Source organism: Acidovorax sp. KPB24-07, from assembly GCF_057543315.1.
In genome coordinates this window covers 1-531 of the sequence record NZ_BAAJYS010000968.1, presented here as the reverse complement: position 1 = coordinate 531, position 531 = coordinate 1, and the positions used below count along the sequence as shown (strand labels likewise).

2 protein-coding genes are annotated in these 531 nt (G+C 62.5%); both read left to right on the top strand.

Translation table 11 applies throughout. The annotated features are described in order from the left end of the window. Positions 1 to 209, top strand: a 209-nt coding sequence (locus AC27IQ_RS26950) for a hypothetical protein (protein ID WP_487091535.1), incomplete at its 5' end; no start/stop codon positions are given. Beyond that, a complete protein-coding gene (locus AC27IQ_RS26945; protein ID WP_487091534.1) occupies positions 202 to 405 on the top strand; it encodes a hypothetical protein in 204 nt (67 codons plus the stop codon). The genes AC27IQ_RS26950 and AC27IQ_RS26945, both read left to right, overlap by 8 nt. The last annotated feature ends 126 nt before the right edge of the window (positions 406 to 531 follow it).

The following is a 531-nucleotide window of genomic DNA, read 5'->3' as shown; positions in this document are numbered from 1 at the left end:
CTCACGCTGGACGCGGTGGAGTGATGACAGTTGCCGAGCTCGAAACATTGGCCTACGCCGTGGCAAAGCTCGCCTTCGTCGCGGGCCTCGCTGGAGCGATTGCCGCTCACCTGCTGATGCTCATTGCCGCGCGCATGGTGTCCCTGGTGGGTCTGTGCGTCGAGCGCTACGCGCGCATCTCGCAGGCCCGTAAACGCGCTCATGGCTGAGCCAACAACCATCACCTGTGCCAGTGCCTGCACGGTCACGGTGGTGCACGAATTCTCGCTACCTCTGCTCAATCTGGGCATGGAGGAAGCGGCAGCAATCAGCAGCGCCATCCTGCTGGTATGGGCCGCTGGATGGGCGTTCCGAACGCTCATTCAGGCGGTCAAAACGATCGATGGAAATCAACCTGAGGAATGAAGAAATGAACCGCATCAACACCCAAACCCTGCGCATCGCCGCAGCCGCTGCAGGCGCAGCCCTCTCTGCTGCTGGCGCACAAGCCGCTGCAGTTGACGTCACGGCCGTGGTCGCAGACGTCGCTGC

Excerpts from the sequence above, each read along its gene's own strand:
- AC27IQ_RS26945 (WP_487091534.1), top strand. The coding sequence starts at position 202 with ATGGCTGAGCCAACAACCATCACCTGTGCCAGTGCCTGCACGGTCACG.